This window comes from Clostridium nigeriense (assembly GCF_050585265.1).
Taxonomy (GTDB): domain Bacteria; phylum Bacillota; class Clostridia; order Clostridiales; family Clostridiaceae; genus Clostridium; species Clostridium nigeriense_B.
On record NZ_JBNOOE010000008.1, the window covers coordinates 63103 to 81314 of the forward strand.

Genomic DNA, 18212 nt, shown 5'->3' on the forward strand with positions numbered 1-18212 from the left:
TTTTTTTCATTTAGCATTTATGAGTATTTACTATTTTACAGTATTTTCTTCAGATTCCTTATATCTTAGCTTATTCAATTTCTGCAATGATTCCATATGAGTTAATTTTTGTAGTGTCGCAACGTGCCTACTTCTAGCTTTTCTTAATTCTTCCTCTATTTTTTCAATTTCTTCTTTGGATAAATTACTTCTCCCATTTTCATACTTCAAAATTTGATTTCTACTATCCTTAATTTCATTCTCATAATAATTTATTGTTGCTTTAGCTTCAGAAATATCATCATTTAAGCACTTTACAGAACAATAAAATCCATTTGCCCATCTCCTTAATGAAAACGAATCTTCAAAACTATGCTCACCACAATATAAGCATTCTTTCATATTAAATTTACCTCCATACGCAATATAGTAAAATATATTCTATATGAAATAAATATATACTTGTAAGGTTACATACCATTAAATATTCTTTTATTATATTATCTATCAAACATATCTATAATGAAATTGAAGTTTCATTTTATCTTAGGAAATTAAAAAGTCAATTGAATATAAATTCAAGCAACTTTACTTTCGCAATCCTTTATAATGATGAAATCGATATTTTATTTAAATTTAAGATATAAATTAAAATTTGTTGGGTTCTTCAGAATAATTCTCTTCATTCTCATACACTTGTTATATCAATCTCAATTGTATTTCCCCATCTGTCCTCACCCTTAATTAAAAGTGTGCCGTTGATAAAATCAAACTTATGATACTCGTTGGTATATTTCATGTAATAATCTCGACTAAATTTCAGATCACCGATTATATCAATAAATGAATTATTAGTTTCTATACTCGGAACCACCTTCAAAATACTGTTATACTTGGTTTCTCCTCTGTAAGAAACTAAAACTCTCGCTTCATGTATATAGTCATTTCCAGCTTTAGAATTCATATAATCTCTAATTGCATATTGCGAATCAACAAACTCTTTAAAGTCAATCCTTTTTCCCATAATACCTCTCCTTTTACCTCAACTTGCCTTGTTTTTTTCAACTTATTCTTTATCTACAAATACAAAATTTGAATCAATTAACTTTATAAATTGGATAGATTAATTCAATTTCTTTAATAATTCCATTAAAAATTGACTATATACATTTACTGCAACTATTACAGATGGTGGCGATTCGATTTTACCCGTTTTAGAGTTGACAGATGCCATCGTTTGACCATCAAAATCAAGCGCACCTATATTTAACAAATGTGTTATCCCCAAATAATCATACTTCGTACCATCATTTTTAAAACGTTTATCAGATTCATCAATATCTAATAGCATTTTTAAAAATGGGTAAAATGATTTTGAAATTATATTGACAGTGTAAAAATACTCATCTCGGCTTATTTTCCCAGTTACTAAATAGTTAAATGCCATTCCTATTAATTTCAACTTATTATCATCATCACATGAATCTACTATATACAGGAGTTGCTTGGATATCTTATTACACTCTTCATCATTACTAAATTTCTCTCGCCATTTTTGGTTTTTATCTATGTTCTCAATAAAGCTCTTTATTTTCTCCACAAAAATTCTATCACGAACATCTACTCCTATTTTTACCATACTAAAAACGGAACCAACAATAGGCAAATCTTTTATAATATCATCTTGTATAAAATAATCTAAAGTAACCTCACCAAAGTCTGTCATCAAAGATATTATTTCATCTTTCATAATCTAAATCTCCTCCTCTACAAATTCTAATTTATCGTTATATTACCATAAACAATACTTATTTTATTATATCATCTAATCAATTACGTACAATAAAGCAATCAACCTAAATAAAATCATACTTTTATCTCTTGCTCTTACTAACATAAAAATTCAATTTCATTCAATAGAAAAAAAGGCTGAAAATCCCCTTTGGTACTTCTAGTCTTTTCTTCACATTATATTAATATTGTTCATAGAAGCTAATAGCTAAATTGAAATTTACAGTGTATTTCAAACTTAAACATAAGTTACTTAATTTTGTATTTCTATCATCAATTCATGTATATAGAGATTGTTCACCTGAGCTTTTTAGCATTTTTATATCGATTTTTTAGTTTTTCCTTTGTATTATTTGAATTCAGAATCTCTTGGTTTTTGGAATAAGCCTTCTTTGTTTGTTCGAGCATATAATAAATTTCTTGTTTTAATGAATTTTTGATTTGGCTAGAGTTAAAAAAATCATTTATATTGTTTGGAATTAAAATAATTCTATTGTTCCCAAATACGGTTGCAATAATTAATCCTTTATATGATGTAAAAATAATATATTTTTTCAGGTCTCCAGTATTATAGCAATATCCGAAAATAAATCGGTCTAATAGTTTTATTATTTCATTTGAATATCCTAGTTCCTTAAGAGTAAAAATATAGGTTTTAATATTTTCTAAAGTTTCTAGAGAAGACTCATATATAGCTTTTTCATATGAGGCAATCATTTCTCCAAACGACTGCAGTTTATTTCCACAAGGTTCGTTAAGAGTCTTTACTTCTATGTTATCAGTTCTTATCTGATTTAAATATTTTCTTAGTCTCTTTTCAAGTAATTCATAAGTGGTTCGCATATAAGTTCCATCAAATGAATTATATACAAATAAATCATCATATAATATTCGCCATGAAACAGTTAATATATAATTTTGAATACCATCATATTGAGAAGGAAGTGTTTGATTATTTAATGCTAAATACTTATCAAGAAATTTATTTGTAAATTCAACTTCATATTTGCTAAAAAATTCTTCGCAATCATGACAGAGCATTGGTTTCTTCTCACCATCTTGATATATTTGATTAAAATTAAAATAATTCCTAAATCTAGCGTTTTCATACGTTTTGACTCTAGTATATACCAGTTTGGGTATGATATGACTTTTCATAAGCTCTATATTTTCTCTACTACATAATGCACATTTACCAAGAGTACATTTTTTTGACATATTTATCTCCACTTTCTGCAACGTGTGGTTTTAAGATTGAAGTGTACACACGTACTATTAATTTCATTTAAAAAAATTTAAACTTTGTATTATTGCTATAATGAGACCCTTTTAATTTGTTATCTCCTCAATTTATCTCTCACAATATGATACAATCATTCATCAAATATCTTTGATGCCATTACAACCTATTAACCATAAAATAACAATTTCATCTAATCGTAAAACTGAAAGTTATCAGTTCCTTGATGTATTTTCCCACTCCATTTTTTCTCCACTATCATGTGCTATTACTTGAAGTCTTCTTTCTGCGTACCATAATTCACTTTTATCTTTCAAGGTAAAATATTTCACAACAATATCATCTCTATTTAAAACTGTTATAAATTTAGAGCCACTTTTTCCATTATAATATTGTACCATTCTATGATGTATTCCACCATAAATAGCTTTTCCAATTTTCTTTAATTGGTTATTTTCATATAAAGCATAAATTGCACAAAACGTATATTTTCTTTTAGTTTTAGCTATTTCAGATAATTTTTTTGTATCTACGATAGCATTTTTATAGCACTTATTCACTTCTTTTTCAAAATCAAAAGCTTTATTTGACATTTTAACTTTACCTTTCAAATTCTAATTTATCTCTTGGTTAATAATGTAATATTAACATATTTTACAATTTAATTCTAACAATAACTAAAATTCATCTTTCATATATTTTAAAAGAAACTCTAATAACTTAATTTTTCTATTTAAAAATACTTTTATATTTATATAAATTCTATTTTAGTACCATTAATTTTTTCTAAATTTTCTTTACATCTTTTATGATTAAACATACTTATATCAATTACTCCACTATTATCCATTATCTTTGAATATACATGTCTAGATATATTTAATGATTTTTTAAGGTCAGAAATAGAATTAAAATATTTTATATCTTTGTTAGAAAAGATACATTTAATTTTTTTATTATTACAAGAATTAGATAAAGCACTTTTTCTCATTTCTTCTTTTGGATTATAATCGCAAAGTTTTAACCTAGTGCCCCTTTTTAAATATTCAATAACTGTGCTTCTAGATAGTTTTAACTTATTAGCTATAATTATAGAATTTTTTGAACCACTATTCCATAAGTCCCAAGATTTCTTGGTAAGTGATTTTTGACTATTTTTCCATGCTAAGTTCCAATCTATGCTTGAAAAATCTAATATATTATTTAGTGTATTAATAATATTATTTTTTAAGAAATCAAAATCAGAAACTCTACAATCTATTACATAATAATTTTCTTTTGGAATATTTTTTGTAGCTAATATATATTTATAATAATCGTTATCTTGTTGTTTTTTTAATGTAGTAGATTTAAAAGAAGTACGGTCGCTATAATGTTGAGCACCATGAGTTTCAATTAATATATTTAATGATGAAATATAAAAATCATATTCTTTATTATTCGACCATTCAAATGATTTTCTACAGTAAAAATCTATCCCTAATTTTAATAATATATTATACATAAATTTTTCTGGAATTGAACAACCATCACCACATACCTTACAATAATATCCTTGATTTACAAGATTGCAAATTTGAATTTTATGCTTTGATATATGCCCGCAGTCAGAACATTTTAAATAATATTTTTTATTTGATTGAATACCTAATGAAAATATATCAACGTCACCAGTTATCATATTAGCTAAATTAGGTAATTTATATCCAATAGAATCTAATTTGTGAGTATCATTATTTCTACAATACTTACACCCACAATTTCTTTCTATACCTTTAACAAAATCACCACACCTTATAGGTGAACTACCATGATAGCTATTTATACGACAAAAAACCCATACCTTTTTATTGCTGTATTTACTCAAAAAATATGGACTATCTTCACATTTCTTTAAGTCAAGATATGTATCTAAAGACTTTACTAGAATTACTTCTATATAATAAGCAAGAGAATTTTTATATGAGCCACAACAATGATTGCAACGTTGTTTATCATTAATAAAATTACTAGCATCAATAGTATATATTGAATTACAATATTCATGCTTTATTTCAATAATTGGATATCGCTTAACTATTTTTCCATTAGGTAACTTATCTCCTACAAAATAAGCATTTATAAATTGATATCCAGAAACTTTTTCTACTTCTGATTTATATCTATTTATTATTTTTTGTTTTACACACTTATCACATTTAATATCATTTCTAAACCGAATATTACTCCACTGACGATTATTTATTATTTCTCCACATTTACATTTCCAATTATGTGGATAGTTATTTCCCAAATATACATTATCTATTAGTTCAATATAGTCAGATATTAATATGTTTACATCCGATTTATTCATAAATTTTCTTATTCTAATATTTTTTAAATTTACCATAGAAAGTTACCTCATTAGTTAATATTGTTCGTTGAATCTTTTTTCAACATATATCTTATAAATATAACAGTTTAATATTACCATATTATCCAATTTCACTCTAGCATTAAAATAAAAATTGAATTTTAATCCAATCCCAAATAATCATTAATAATTAATCTTCCCCCAAAAAATATGTATATTTTTGTATAAATATCCTCTTTATAATATAATTAAAATAAGGAGTGTGATTTTATGGAAAATTTAAATTCATTTGAGTACGATCTATTAGATAGACAACAAGTTGCAGTAAATCTAACAAATATTATTAAGTTTAAATCTGACTTGAGAGTTTTAGCAATCGATTCAAGCTGGGGAACTGGTAAAACTACATTTATTAATATGTGGAAAAATATGATTGATAGTACTGCTGAATATAAAACTTCATTTGAAACCATGTATTTTAATGCTTGGGAGAATGATTATATATCCGATCCCCTTAGTTCATTACTTTCCGAATTAGAAAGGCAAATTAAATCTAAAGATACTAAAGTTAAATCTCTATTTGAGAAAGGAATTAATAAAGCAAAACCTTATGCCAAAATTGGTGGACAAATAGTATTAAAACATTTAACAAGAGGGGTATTAGATAGCTTTGAATTAAAAGATAATTTAGAAGAAGATTTAATGGAATTAAGTAATAAAGTAGGTGAAATAGCATTTAAAGAGATTTCTATTTCAAAGCAAACTAGAGAAATCTTAAAGCATGATTTAATAGAGTTTCAGAATTCAATAAATAAAAAAGTTATAATATTTATTGATGAATTAGATAGATGTAAACCAACATTTGCAGTAGAATTATTAGAAACTATAAAACATATTTTTAATCTAGATAATTATGTTTTTGTAATATCATTAGATAAAGAGCAATTATCTCACTCCATAAAAACACTTTATGGACAAGGTATGGATAGTGATGGATATTTAAGACGTTTTTTTGATTTAGAATATAATCTTCCAAATAATAATACTTTAAATTATATAAAACATAAAAATAAACAAATATCTTCTGATTATAAAAACACTGAATATTTAACAAGATTTTTTGAAGAAATATTTATAAAAGAAAATTATTCACTTAGAGATATCAATAAAGTTTATGAGTATATTAGTGTTTTACTTCCTAATATCTTTTACTTTAATGATGAAAGCTCAAATAATTTTAGTAATTCATATTTTTTAGTAGCAAGTTATTTATATGCATTTTTCATTAACTTAAGGTTTAAATATAGTGGTATTTACAAAAATGTAAAATCTTTATCATTTAATCCAAATGAAGATTATATTAAATCTAATCTAATTACATTTGATGTAAACTCTTTTAATCTTAAATTTAGTAACTATCATGATACACAAGCAAAAAAAGTATTATCACCAGTTTTGCCACTTTATTTAGAATTACTACATAAAGTTGGTAATTCTAAAAATTATTACTATTCATCCAATGAAGAAATGAATAGATACACAGTTGGAATAAAAGATACTAACGACTCTTTCTACCATACTTCAGCAGTTGAATTACTATATTTTATTAGTGATAATAAAATTTTAAGTGAATTAGAATTTATTAATAATTTTAAGATATAAATTTTATGAAGAAGCTATACTCTCTAGGCTTCTTCATACTTTAATAGAACTAAGCTACATTTCTATATTCTTTAATTTCATTTAAAACTTTAGAATCTATCTTTTTAATAAACTCTTCTATTGATTTTGGTTCTATATTCCCTTTATAGTCTGTTGGTTTATGATATATTCTTTTTAATTTTACAATCTCATAATTAAGAGTACGGATTAATAAACGTATATCTTCTGTAGCAATATTCCAAACAATATCTCTACCTATTTTTAAGCAATCATTATATCCCACATTAGAATTTATACTTGTGCACTTCTCTGCAAACTTCATTAATATCTCATTAACTTCTTTATTTAACATAAAAACTCACTCCTATAACTTAATTTAAACCTCTTATATATAATTAAATTTCAAATTACTTATTGTACTTATTGTTATACTCTTCAAGGAAATATTTAATTTCTATAAACTTGCAATCTTCCAATTTCTTTCCTTGTTGTTCAAAGTCCTCTTTAATCCAATATAAAATATATATTGACATTTCTCTTATATCCTCCTTGATATTTCTTGTTAAGCTACAACTGGATATATACCAGCTTCTAATTCTTTTAATGCTTCTCTTAACTCTATTTCATCAGCTATATCGCTATATTGCTTTATATCCATTTCTCCATCTAGCTTTCTAACTGCATTTATCTTTTTTAGCATTATTGGATTAAAGTCAATTTTGTTGTTGTAATACTCTTGTATAAGAATATTTCTAATTGTTTTAGCACATAAGAATTTTTCATTTTTATTGTACTTAGCCTTCTTCTTAAACTCTTTAACTGTACTTCTAACTAAATCAGCATCAGCAAAAGTTAATATATCTTTATCAAACTTAGACTTATCAATATTGACATCCTTAACACTTCTAACAAGTCTTACATTTTCATGATTATCAATCTTAGTTTGTCTACTTTGCTTTACTGCTTCCACCTTTTCACTTTCTCCAGTAATTTCAGTTAAGTCTATTTGATTTTCTAAAGGCTTGTTTCCATTACTATCTATTCCAGCTTTTAACTCATTAGTAGAATACCAATAAACATTTTTCTTTCCTTGCTTCTCAGTATATTGAAATACTAATCCAGATTCTCTTAATTCCTTTAATACCTTATCAAATGTATTAACACTTAATTGGCTATCTTTAAGAATTAAATTTTTAGAAAGTTTGAATCCTTGAATATTAGAGTAGAATTTTATTTGAATATATATTAGCTTAGCATTGTTACTTAATTTAGAATTGAATAATATATCATTGTTAACTTTTGTAAATCCTTTTTTAATATCCATAAGTGTTAACCTCCCTTCTTAAGTGTACCTTTGGTGTGCCACTAAATCTATATCCTATTATACCTTTAGTGGTACACCTTGGCAAGTATTTTTTAATAAATTTGTAAAGGTGGTTCACTTGTGGTATAATAAATACAGATAAAAGTCAGTTAAATCAAGACTTTGGAGGTAATTTTTATGGCAATTAGTGAAGGGAAAAAGAGAGTACAAATAACTTTTGATTTAGAAAACTTAGAGATAATACAAACAATAAGCAAAAATAATCGTCATACTGTTAGCGATACTATAAATATCCTAATAGAAAAATATTTAAAAGCTGAATATGAAGAAATTAAGAAAGATGCTAAATAATTAAGCATCTTTTTTTATATAAAAATATAAGCTTTGGAGTTTTATAAAAAGTGTGTCTTAAGCACTATTAAATAGTAATATTCTTATTATTAATAGTAGTATTCTTATTATGCACCCCAAAAATTGGGGTGTTGAAAGCATAGTTTTATACTTAACTTGTATTAAATCGTCTTATTTACTAGCTTTATTTAGATACCCTAAATTTGTGGTGCTGAAATTTTAAATCTATGATAAAAAAGAGTTTAAACTGTTCATTTTTAACAATTCAAACTCTTAAATTTATATTCATTTGATTATATTTCTACTCATTAATCAACTCTTCCAACTGATTAAAATTGTAATAATCATAAAAATTCACAAAAATTTGTTTATCTCTATTTTCATTGGCTATAGTCTGAAGTAATGATTCTCTATCTTCATATAACAAATGAGATTTAACTTCCAATTCAATAATAGAATCCTTGTTCATATCTTCAGTAACCTTTATTAATTCTAAAACTTTCACATTATTCTTTTTAATCTTCTTGCAAGTTATACTGATTAGGTCATTATTTTTAAATTTCATTTTTCTAATTCTTTGTATTAACTTCATATCAGAATATAAAACACAATCTAAAATTGGTTCATAATTATCACTTGAACATATTTTATTTGAAGCAATCATGTAAATATCTTCTGCTATTTTTATTGCTTCAAATTGTTCTGAAGCCTTTCTTTCTATATGTTCTCTATACTTTTCTTTTAAATTTATTATATTATCCATTACCATTAACCTTGTCCACCTTTATTTATAGCTAGTAATCTCTTTTATTATACTATATATTCTATAGGCATTAGCCTTAATATTTTTCATTCTCAATTCAAACTCTATATCTAAAACTGTCCATTCTTTTTTTTCACTCAATAATCTATTAACTATTCCCGAAGTTTCAAGTTGACTTGCATTTATTTCAAATCCTGCTTTAGCTGAAATTTTTTTTATTTTTGCTCTTAATGTATTATAAGTTATAGGACTTAATCCCCAATTATTAACTGCTTTAGGTCTGATTCTTATAACATATTCTGAATCTCTATTTAACTCATATTCTTCCACTCCATGTTTGGAAACAACTTCACTTACATAAACATCTTGCTCGATAGCTTCCTTAGTGATTTTTTCAAATTCTTTATCCATAAGAACTTCTCTATTATCGACTTTAATAATATGCTTTTTAAAATTTACATCTTTTACTTTAAGATTAATAAGTTCAGATAAGCCACTTTTTCCTGCTATTCCGTTGTAAATAGCTAATAGTATAAATTTATCTTGAGCATTATCAAGTAATAGTAAATCTTTTTTTAATTCCTCATATGTTATATATCCATTTATTTTTTTCATGAGAGTTTCCTCCTTAATCATATGTAAATTACATTTGCTTCACTTTGCAATTAGTTTAATAATTTTTCACTATAAAAAATAGTCTAAATCTATCGTTTAAGCCATTTTGTTTTCAACTAATCTACTAAACATCTTAATGTATTCGATAATAATTCATTTTTTTCTTCTAAGAAATTTTGACACTTTCTCAATACATTTTCTAAATTCTCATAATTTCCATTCATTTGACTTTCTAATAAGCTTTTTTTATATTCTGTATTGTACTTTTCATCAATGGCAATAAGACTTTCATTTGATTCTATACATTGTTTCAACATTATAAATCTACCAACTCTACCATTACCATCTTGAAATGGATGTATTTTTTCAAATTCACTATGAAACTTAACAATATCTTCAAATTCTTTTTTAGATTCTTTCCACCATGTAAGTAAATCAGCAATTTTTATATCTACTTCCCAAGGTTGTGCTAGTTGTACTGGTGAGCCAGTTATCATATTAGGTATCTTTTTCCACGATCCTGAAAAGCCACGTTCTGCATCTAAGCTATTCTTTTTTAGAATCATATGAAATTCTAATATTAATGTTTTAGTAAGTGGTTCTCCTAATGTATCAACTACAAAATCAAATAAGTTCAATGAGTTAATTGTTTCAAAAATATCATCTATTTTATGGCTACCTTCAACTATTCTATCTTTTAAACATTTGATTAATTCTTGTCTTGTGAATGTACTCCCTTCAATCTTGTTAGAATTATATAAAAACTCAATTTTTAATTCATCATATATTGAATTGGGATATTTTTTTTATCTCTTTTATTTGTTTTATTGTTAACTTCATATTATTCCTCTATTCCCTTGTAAAAAAATAACATTTACTTGGATATTTTATATATATACTTATATTTTGTCAATATTTAATTGTTATTTAATGCTTTTATTAATTATGATTAACACTTGCAATTACTAAAGCAAAAGCTATAATACCGAGGCACGTGGACACATTCTGAACGAATATAATAAGCCCTAAGAATTGTTCTTAGGACATTGCTAATACCGAGTATACGCATTGTATCCATCACTCAACACCTTAGTTATAGTTAAGACTTTACCATTTTATAAACTGTTACCCTATAAAATGTAACTGTGTCTTAACTCCCGTCATTAATGACCAGTTCCCTTAAACAACCCATATAATTTATTAATCGGTCATATGTACCCGACTAAGGATATAACTATATAACTAAGGTAATTAAACTATACCCCATAGATTTTCTGCATTGGCTCTATGTAACCACTAGAATTATTTTAAGTTGCTCTAGTGCTTGGACAACTAACCTACACCAATTTTAGGCAATAGGAAATTAAGCCTTGCAAATTCTCTCTTTTTTTGATACCATTTAATTACGGTTTTTCGGTATCTCCAAGAGAGATATACAAAGTTAATTAAAACATATTAAGTTTTAGATAGTACCTAGTGGCATAGGTGCTATTTTTTTATTTTTACTTTCTCATATTTTCTAACGGACTAAATCTTTGATATCTCTTTCTAAAATCTTCATCCATTAAATCTAAATAAGCTTTTTCTGTAACCATTACACTAGAATGACCTAGTATTTTAGATAATGTATAAATATCTCCACCACTCATTAAAAATCTTCTTGCAAAGTTATTTCGTAATCCATGCGGGGTTATATTTTTCTCTATATTCACTCTTTTTAAATATTCTCTAAAGTTCCTCTCAAAATTAGAAGCTGTTAATAAGCCATTGGTTCTTTGAGTTGGAAATAATAATTCACTTTCCTGCATTGTATCTTTATATCTAATCCACCTATTTAACCATTTACTCATTGTAATAGAGAAGAATGTAACTCTATCTTTTCTTCCTTTTGTAACTTCTGCTGGTATATAAATTGTTCTTCTACTTAAATCAATATCATGTATAGTCAAAGATAAAGTTTCACTCAACCTCATTCCAGTATCAAAAATCAAATTAATAATTATATAATCCCTATATTCATGAAACTTAGTTAAATCAATAGATTTTATAAATTTTTCATATTCATGATCCGTTAGTTGTTCTTTTGCTTTTCTAGGAACTTTTAAATAATCACAATATCTTACTGTATTTTCTTTAATAATTTGATTTTCCTCTAAATAACTAAAAAAGGCTTTTATATTTCTAAGATAATTATTTATTGTAGTAGGAGAAACTTCATCTCCAACATCTTTTCTATTATCAAGCCTATTTTTCTTTAGAGATTCTTCATTAGCAACAAAAGAATATTTTCCTCTTTCTCTAGTTAATGTTAAATATTCCTCTACAACATCCTTGTTAATCTTTTTTATATCTGTTATGTTCATTTCTTCTTCAAGGTACCTTGCAAATAACATCAATGTTTGATAGTATGATTTAATAGTTTTTGGTCTTAAATTTTTATAGTTACAATAATCGATATAATCTTGAACTATATCTTCAATTTTTTTAGATTTTCTATTAATTCTAGGCAAAATAAAAACACCTCCATTTATTGATTTTTATATCAATAAACAAAAGTGTTTATATAATATTATTAATAGATATTTGTTGTTATACTTTAGCCTTTTTCCCTAATTTATTCGTCGGCATAGAGTATACTTTCTTTTTCAACTTTGGCTATATACCTCATTTTAGCTTACTTTATTCTTAAGTCTTAATTTGTCAGCTATAATGGCTATAAATTCACTATTTGTGGGCTTTCCTTTTTCATTATGAATGGTATATCCAAATAATCTATTTATTGCATCTACTTGTCCTCTTCCCCAAGCTACTTCAATTGCATGTCTTATAGCTCTTTCTACTCTTGAGGCTGTAGTATTGTATTTTTTTGCTATGGAAGGATACAGTTCTTTCGTAACGGCTGATAATAATTCCATATCGTTTACCACCATAGTAATTGCTTCTCTTAAATACATATAACCTTTAATGTGAGCAGGTACACCGATTTCATGAATTATGTTTGTAATTTCTGTTTCCAAATCTATAGGACCCCTAGATTGTACTTTTATATCTGTTTCTACAACTGTATTAGTTTGCTTTTTAATTACATTACTTGTAGTTTCATTAAACATCTCTCTGATTCTTTTTGTAAATACATCCATATCGAAAGGCTTAACAACATAATAATCTGCACCTAAAGTAATAGCTCTTTGAGTTATTTTGTCTTGACCTACTGCAGAAAGCACTATAATTCTAGGCATTTTTTCTAAATTCATAGAATTAAGTTTTTCAAGCACTCCTAATCCATCTAAATGTGGCATAATTATATCTAATACCACTAAATCTGGTTGTTTTTCTTCAATTAAAGCTAAAGCTTCCCTTCCATCTTTAGCTACAGCAGTAACAATAATATCTCTTTGATTCAATAAATAATCATTTAAAATACTGCAAAACTCTTTGTTATCATCAGCTATTAATACTGAAATTTTGGAATCATTCATACTTTTTTCTCCCCCATCTTCCCAACTACTCCACATAAAATGAGTAAATTATAGTTCTTTAAATTTTTATCTTTATAAAACATCTATAAATATCATTTATAGACATTCCATTAAATTACAATTTACTAAAATCGCTTTAGTATCATTATAACACATATTCTTTAAATAAAATAGTTTTTTTACATTTTTTTCAAATTTAATATTTAAAATAAGTTTTTTATTTTAATATATAAAATTCACTCTATTCAATTATACCTGCATCTTTTAACATCCATTCTATATATATTCCATATCCCACATCTGGTTTATTTATTAATACATGGGTTACAGCACCTATTATCTTATTATTCTGAATTATTGGGCTTCCACTCATTCCTTGCACTATTCCACCTGTTTTTTCTAATAATTCTTGATCTACTACTTTAATAACCATACTTTTAGCACCTGGTGATTCTTGTGGTAATAGCTTTATTATTTCAATATCATATTCCTTTGGTCCTTCTTCATCAATAGTAGTTATAATTTTAGCTGCGCCTTCTTTTATTTCACTCCTAAAGCCTACTTTTAACGGTTTGTTAAATATAGGATTAATTAGCTTATCACATCCACTACCAAAAATTCCGGCTTCAGTATTTTTAGCTATATTACCTAAACTATCTTTTTCATTTACAAATAATCCTTTTAATTCACCCGGTGAACCTTTTTCACCTTTTCTTATACTTATAACTGATGAATTAAGTAAATTTCCTTCTTTAATTGCAAAAGGTTTATTAGTATCTCCATCAGTTATTGGATGCCCTAATGCTCCAAATATATTTGTATTTTTATCATAAAAAGTTAATGTTCCTATTCCTGCCGTAGAATCTCTTACCCAAAGCCCTAATTTATATTCATTATTTTCTTGTTCTAATTCAATTTCTTTATTATTAACTACTCCATTTCTCATATATTCTATTGTAATAGTCTCTTTATGCAAATTACTAATTTTCTTAGATAAATCTTTTGAGTTTTCAACATTTTCCCCATCAATCTTTGTAATTATATCTCCTAGTTCTATTCCTGAAACCTTCGCAGGACTTTCTAATTTTCCTTCTATAGTATTAATGTCTGAGTGTCCAACAACTAATACACCTTTTGTTGAAATTTTTATTCCAACATTTACTCCTCCAGGATATACTTCTAAATCTTTAACCTTAGAAACTGAAACTGATTTTATAGGTATTAGACCTAAAAGCTTAACTTCAAGTTTATCCTTTATAATTTTGCTATCTTTAATAAAAATATTATTTGTAACATTAACACTATTTGTATCTTCGTTTATATATATTTTTTCTGGTATTTTAAACAAGTTAAAATATGTAAATAAACTCAGAATCAACATTGGAGTTATTATCATAACTAAATATTTAAATTTCCTATTTTTTTTCATATTATCTCCTCCTTTGTTCTGTATTTAACTTGCCCTCATATACATTCATATATGCTGTATTAAGTTTGTTAAAACCGTTAAAAATTTTAAAGATATAACTTAAAAATATAAAAAACTAAAATCATGGTAAAGAACCATGATTTTAGTTTGTTCAAAAATTTATATACTTATGTATTATATTATAAGCATTTTTTCTAATATTTCTTGTTTTTTAATATCTGCAAAAGCAACCATTTCTGAAGCATTTTCCAAAGTAACATCACTAACTTCATCTCCACTAGTCATTTTTGCTATTTCTTTAATTTTTTCATATTTATCTAAAGTTCTAATTTCTGTATAAGTTTTTCCATCTTCAACTTTTTTAGACACAAAATAATGACAATCAGATAATGCAGCTATTTGAGGTAAATGAGTTATACATAGTACTTGATGCTTTGAGGATACTTCAAACATCTTTTCGCCAACTCTTTTTGCTATTGTTCCACTTATTCCTGTATCTATTTCATCAAATATTAAAGTTGGTATTTTATCTTTATCTACAAATACACATTTCATAGCAAGCATAATTCTAGAAAGCTCACCTCCAGATACAACTTTTTCTAAAACTTTTAAAGGTTCCCCAGGATTTGTAGAAATTAAAAAAGTCACATCATCCGATCCTCTTGAATTAAAATTCTCACTATTTTTTATATCTATTTTTATCTCTGCTTTTTCCATTCCAACATAATTTAATTCAGACTTTATTTTTTCTTCTAAATTACATGCATATTCTTTTCTAATATCATGCATTATTTCACATACATTTTTCATTTCTTTTTCAATTTCATTTTTTTTTGAATTTAGTTCATTAATAATCTCTTCAGAATTAACCAGTTCCTCATATTGAGATTTTAATTTCTCCAAATAATTTAAAATTTCTTCAATAGATTCACCATATTTTTTCTTATATAAACTAATTTCATATATTCTTGAATTTATCTTTTCAAGTTCAAATTCATCATAATGAATTTCTGAAGAAAGATCTCTAATCTCTCGTGCTATTTCTTCTAAAGTATATAAAGATTCTTCTATTTTCTCTCTTTTATCTTTTATTTTTTCAAAATGATTTTCAACAATGGAAAGTTCATAAACAGCTTTAGATAGTCCTTCAATAACAGATATTCCCTCCATAGGACTATCTAAAATTGCATAACTCCTACTTAAAGCTAAAGAAATTTTTTCAGCATTAGAAAGCAGATTAAATTCTTCTTTTAAATCCTCTTCTTCATTTATCTTAAGATTGGCCTTTTCAATATCATCTATTTGAAATTTTATGTAATCTAAAAGTTTTTCTCTATCAGTATTACCGTTTAATTCATTGATTTTTTCTATAATTGAACTTTGTTCTTTTCTTAGATCCTCATAAACTTTTAAATATTTATTAATTTTTTCACCAATAAAATCATCCAAATATAAAATATGAAAAGCTTTATTCAATAAGTTCTGATTTTGGTGCTGACCGTGTATGTCCAAAAGTTTTTCTCTTATTCTTTTTAAGTAAGATAAAACTACTGATTTACCATTAACTTTAATTATACTTTTTCCTGATATAGTTGTTTCTCTAGATATTATTAATATTTCATCTTCAATCCCCTGTTCTTCTAACACATTTACTAGCTCAGGATTTTCTATAGAAAATATAGCTTCTACAAAGGTTTTTTCTTCTCCATATCTAATTAAATCCTTAGAAAATTTTCCTCCTAAAACATAATCTATAGTATCTATTAAAATAGATTTACCAGCACCTGTTTCTCCAGATAAAATATTAAATCCTTTTCCAAATTCAACACCTAATTCTCTAATTAAAGCAAAATTTTTTATATTTAATTGCAATAACATTCAATATCACCTTTAATTTATAATATCATTCTTCTAACCTTTTCAACTAACTCTTCAGCTTTTTCTAAACTTCTAGCTAATATAAATATAGTATTGTCACCTGCAATAGTTCCAGCTACTTCAGTATCAAATAAATTATCAATTGCTTCAGCCACAGCCATAGCAGATCCTGTTAATGTTTTTACAACTACAAAATTGTCAACATTTTCAACTGATACTGCAGCATTTGATAATATACTAGATAGTTTATCATTAATATCCTTTGTTTCTTTAGAGGAAGCTACATATTTATAATTTCCTGATACGCCTTGCATTTTTATAAGTTTAAGTATCTTTATATCCCTTGATACTGTAGCTTGGGTAACATCATATCCTGCTATTTTAAGTTCTTCTGCCAACTCTTCTTGTGTTTCTATATCTTTCTCACTTATTATTTCTAGTATTTTATTATGCCTTCTTGACTTCAAATTAATCACCTTCACAATCTTTCCAATTATTAATAATTTTTGCCCGTAATACTTTAAAATAATCATAATCATCAAATAATATTATTTTTGCATATTCTTTTGCCTTTTTTATATTAATAATTACTTCATTAACGCATCTAATTGTTCTTTGTCCATCAAAAATAATATTAAATTCTTCATTGTTATTTATAACTTTCACTTCAATATTACTATTACTATTTAATACAATAGGTTGTACCCCTGTTGTATGGGCACATATTGGTGTTAATGTAATTGCATCAACAGTTGGATAAACAAATGGACCACCAGCTGAAAATGAATATGCTGTAGATCCTGTAGGAGTTGCAATAATTAATCCATCTCCTTTAAAATTATAATATCTTCTACCATCTATAAATATTTGAAAACTCATCATTCTAGATAGACTTTCTCTAGCAATTACTATATCATTTAATGCTAGTGATTCATTAACTATATTCTCTGAAGGTAAATCGCAAGTTAATAACATTCTTTTTTCTGCTCTATAATTTCCCTCTTTTAACTTTTTAAAAGCTTTATCTATATCTGAAAATTCAACACTTGATAAGAAACCTAAATTTCCTATATTAATCCCCAATATAGGAACATCAAGTTTTCCATTAATGCCCCTAGCAACACTTAATATAGTTCCATCTCCACCTAAAACTATTACAAGATCAAGAAATTCCTTAAATCTATAATTTATTATATCATAACTATTTAGCATGATAATTTCAACATTTTCAAAGTATTCCTCTAACTTTTCTTGAACCTTAAAAGCCATTTGTTTATTTTTATCTTTTGATAAATTAATTGCAATAGCAACCTTTTTCACAATCATGCCCCCTATAGTATATTTA

General features: G+C 25.7%; 20 protein-coding genes. 2 read left to right on the forward strand and 18 right to left on the reverse strand.

The window, feature by feature from the left end; translation table 11 throughout:
• Window positions 1-30: 30 nt before the first annotated feature.
• From ACQPVP_RS09165 to ACQPVP_RS09190, 6 genes are all read right to left on the reverse strand, one after another.
• Window positions 31-381 (reverse strand): hypothetical protein, encoded by a 351-nt coding sequence (locus ACQPVP_RS09165; RefSeq protein ID WP_430849286.1) that lies wholly within the window; start codon window positions 379-381, stop codon window positions 31-33.
• A 286-nt stretch (window positions 382-667) separates the two neighbouring features.
• Window positions 668-1003 carry a hypothetical protein gene (locus ACQPVP_RS09170; RefSeq protein WP_430849288.1) on the reverse strand — a complete coding sequence of 112 codons (336 nt, stop codon included), beginning with the start codon at window positions 1001-1003 and terminating at the stop codon, window positions 668-670.
• 99 nt (window positions 1004-1102) lie between these two features.
• Complete coding sequence (locus ACQPVP_RS09175) at window positions 1103-1729, reverse strand: hypothetical protein (protein WP_430849290.1); 627 nt, start codon at window positions 1727-1729, stop codon at window positions 1103-1105.
• Window positions 1730-2067: 338 nt separating this feature from the next.
• Window positions 2068-2988: a hypothetical protein gene (locus ACQPVP_RS09180; protein WP_430849292.1), complete on the reverse strand. Its 921-nt coding sequence runs from the start codon at window positions 2986-2988 to the stop codon at window positions 2068-2070.
• Window positions 2989-3225: 237 nt separating this feature from the next.
• Window positions 3226-3603 (reverse strand): hypothetical protein, encoded by a 378-nt coding sequence (locus ACQPVP_RS09185; protein WP_291670364.1) that lies wholly within the window; start codon window positions 3601-3603, stop codon window positions 3226-3228.
• Window positions 3604-3761: 158 nt separating this feature from the next.
• Window positions 3762-5402: a hypothetical protein gene (locus ACQPVP_RS09190; protein ID WP_430849294.1), complete on the reverse strand. Its 1641-nt coding sequence runs from the start codon at window positions 5400-5402 to the stop codon at window positions 3762-3764.
• Between the two features lie 234 nt (window positions 5403-5636).
• Here ACQPVP_RS09190 and ACQPVP_RS09195 point away from each other — a divergent pair, with 234 nt between their 5' ends.
• A complete protein-coding gene (locus ACQPVP_RS09195) occupies window positions 5637-7028 on the forward strand; it encodes a KAP family P-loop NTPase fold protein (RefSeq protein ID WP_430849296.1) in 1392 nt (463 codons plus the stop codon).
• 49 nt (window positions 7029-7077) lie between these two features.
• On the opposite strand, the gene ACQPVP_RS09200 is transcribed toward ACQPVP_RS09195, so the two are convergent.
• From ACQPVP_RS09200 to ACQPVP_RS09210, 3 genes are read right to left on the reverse strand one after another with little or no spacing between them, the layout of a single operon-like run.
• On the reverse strand, window positions 7078-7380 hold the full coding sequence (locus tag ACQPVP_RS09200; RefSeq protein WP_430849298.1) for a hypothetical protein: 303 nt from the start codon (window positions 7378-7380) through the stop codon (window positions 7078-7080).
• A gap of 55 nt (window positions 7381-7435) precedes the next feature.
• The gene (locus ACQPVP_RS09205; protein ID WP_430849300.1) at window positions 7436-7561 is read right to left on the reverse strand and encodes a hypothetical protein; all 126 of its coding nucleotides are present in this window, start codon (window positions 7559-7561) and stop codon (window positions 7436-7438) included.
• Between the two features lie 29 nt (window positions 7562-7590).
• Window positions 7591-8352, reverse strand: a complete 762-nt coding sequence (locus ACQPVP_RS09210) for a hypothetical protein (RefSeq protein ID WP_430849302.1) — start codon at window positions 8350-8352, stop codon at window positions 7591-7593.
• A gap of 177 nt (window positions 8353-8529) precedes the next feature.
• Here ACQPVP_RS09210 and ACQPVP_RS09215 point away from each other — a divergent pair, with 177 nt between their 5' ends.
• Entirely contained in the window at window positions 8530-8703 is a 174-nt protein-coding gene (locus ACQPVP_RS09215; protein ID WP_430849304.1) for a hypothetical protein, read from the forward strand.
• 301 nt (window positions 8704-9004) lie between these two features.
• Here the strand turns inward: ACQPVP_RS09215 and ACQPVP_RS09220 are convergent, their stop codons facing one another.
• From ACQPVP_RS09220 to ACQPVP_RS09260, 9 genes are all read right to left on the reverse strand, one after another.
• The gene (locus ACQPVP_RS09220; RefSeq protein WP_430849306.1) at window positions 9005-9472 is read right to left on the reverse strand and encodes a hypothetical protein; all 468 of its coding nucleotides are present in this window, start codon (window positions 9470-9472) and stop codon (window positions 9005-9007) included.
• A gap of 15 nt (window positions 9473-9487) precedes the next feature.
• On the reverse strand, window positions 9488-10081 hold the full coding sequence (locus tag ACQPVP_RS09225; protein ID WP_430849308.1) for a hypothetical protein: 594 nt from the start codon (window positions 10079-10081) through the stop codon (window positions 9488-9490).
• Between the two features lie 116 nt (window positions 10082-10197).
• Entirely contained in the window at window positions 10198-10719 is a 522-nt protein-coding gene (locus tag ACQPVP_RS09230; protein WP_430849310.1) for a Fic family protein, read from the reverse strand.
• An 864-nt stretch (window positions 10720-11583) separates the two neighbouring features.
• Window positions 11584-12591 carry a tyrosine-type recombinase/integrase gene (locus ACQPVP_RS09235; RefSeq protein ID WP_430849312.1) on the reverse strand — a complete coding sequence of 336 codons (1008 nt, stop codon included), beginning with the start codon at window positions 12589-12591 and terminating at the stop codon, window positions 11584-11586.
• 159 nt (window positions 12592-12750) lie between these two features.
• On the reverse strand, window positions 12751-13560 hold the full coding sequence (spo0A, locus tag ACQPVP_RS09240) for a sporulation transcription factor Spo0A (protein ID WP_430849314.1): 810 nt from the start codon (window positions 13558-13560) through the stop codon (window positions 12751-12753).
• A 241-nt stretch (window positions 13561-13801) separates the two neighbouring features.
• On the reverse strand, window positions 13802-14989 hold the full coding sequence (gene spoIVB / locus ACQPVP_RS09245) for a SpoIVB peptidase (protein WP_430849316.1): 1188 nt from the start codon (window positions 14987-14989) through the stop codon (window positions 13802-13804).
• A gap of 174 nt (window positions 14990-15163) precedes the next feature.
• Window positions 15164-16867 (reverse strand): DNA repair protein RecN, encoded by a 1704-nt coding sequence (gene recN, locus ACQPVP_RS09250; RefSeq protein WP_430849318.1) that lies wholly within the window; start codon window positions 16865-16867, stop codon window positions 15164-15166.
• A gap of 17 nt (window positions 16868-16884) precedes the next feature.
• Window positions 16885-17334 (reverse strand): arginine repressor, encoded by a 450-nt coding sequence (locus ACQPVP_RS09255; RefSeq protein ID WP_430838929.1) that lies wholly within the window; start codon window positions 17332-17334, stop codon window positions 16885-16887.
• Between the two features lies 1 nt (window position 17335).
• Window positions 17336-18187, reverse strand: a complete 852-nt coding sequence (locus ACQPVP_RS09260) for an NAD(+)/NADH kinase (RefSeq protein ID WP_430849320.1) — start codon at window positions 18185-18187, stop codon at window positions 17336-17338.
• Window positions 18188-18212 lie beyond the last annotated feature (25 nt).

Coding starts and splice junctions, on each gene's coding strand:
- ACQPVP_RS09165 (WP_430849286.1), bottom strand. CDS start 381: ATGAAAGAATGCTTATATTGTGGTGAGCATAGTTTTGAAGATTCGTTT.
- ACQPVP_RS09170 (WP_430849288.1), bottom strand. CDS start 1,003: ATGGGAAAAAGGATTGACTTTAAAGAGTTTGTTGATTCGCAATATGCA.
- ACQPVP_RS09175 (WP_430849290.1), bottom strand. CDS start 1,729: ATGAAAGATGAAATAATATCTTTGATGACAGACTTTGGTGAGGTTACT.
- ACQPVP_RS09180 (WP_430849292.1), bottom strand. CDS start 2,988: ATGTCAAAAAAATGTACTCTTGGTAAATGTGCATTATGTAGTAGAGAA.
- ACQPVP_RS09185 (WP_291670364.1), bottom strand. CDS start 3,603: ATGTCAAATAAAGCTTTTGATTTTGAAAAAGAAGTGAATAAGTGCTAT.
- ACQPVP_RS09190 (WP_430849294.1), bottom strand. CDS start 5,402: ATGGTAAATTTAAAAAATATTAGAATAAGAAAATTTATGAATAAATCG.
- ACQPVP_RS09195 (WP_430849296.1), top strand. CDS start 5,637: ATGGAAAATTTAAATTCATTTGAGTACGATCTATTAGATAGACAACAA.
- ACQPVP_RS09200 (WP_430849298.1), bottom strand. CDS start 7,380: ATGTTAAATAAAGAAGTTAATGAGATATTAATGAAGTTTGCAGAGAAG.
- ACQPVP_RS09205 (WP_430849300.1), bottom strand. CDS start 7,561: ATGTCAATATATATTTTATATTGGATTAAAGAGGACTTTGAACAACAA.
- ACQPVP_RS09210 (WP_430849302.1), bottom strand. CDS start 8,352: ATGGATATTAAAAAAGGATTTACAAAAGTTAACAATGATATATTATTC.
- ACQPVP_RS09215 (WP_430849304.1), top strand. CDS start 8,530: ATGGCAATTAGTGAAGGGAAAAAGAGAGTACAAATAACTTTTGATTTA.
- ACQPVP_RS09220 (WP_430849306.1), bottom strand. CDS start 9,472: ATGGTAATGGATAATATAATAAATTTAAAAGAAAAGTATAGAGAACAT.
- ACQPVP_RS09225 (WP_430849308.1), bottom strand. CDS start 10,081: ATGAAAAAAATAAATGGATATATAACATATGAGGAATTAAAAAAAGAT.
- spo0A (WP_430849314.1), bottom strand. CDS start 13,560: ATGAATGATTCCAAAATTTCAGTATTAATAGCTGATGATAACAAAGAG.
- spoIVB (WP_430849316.1), bottom strand. CDS start 14,989: ATGAAAAAAAATAGGAAATTTAAATATTTAGTTATGATAATAACTCCA.
- recN (WP_430849318.1), bottom strand. CDS start 16,867: ATGTTATTGCAATTAAATATAAAAAATTTTGCTTTAATTAGAGAATTA.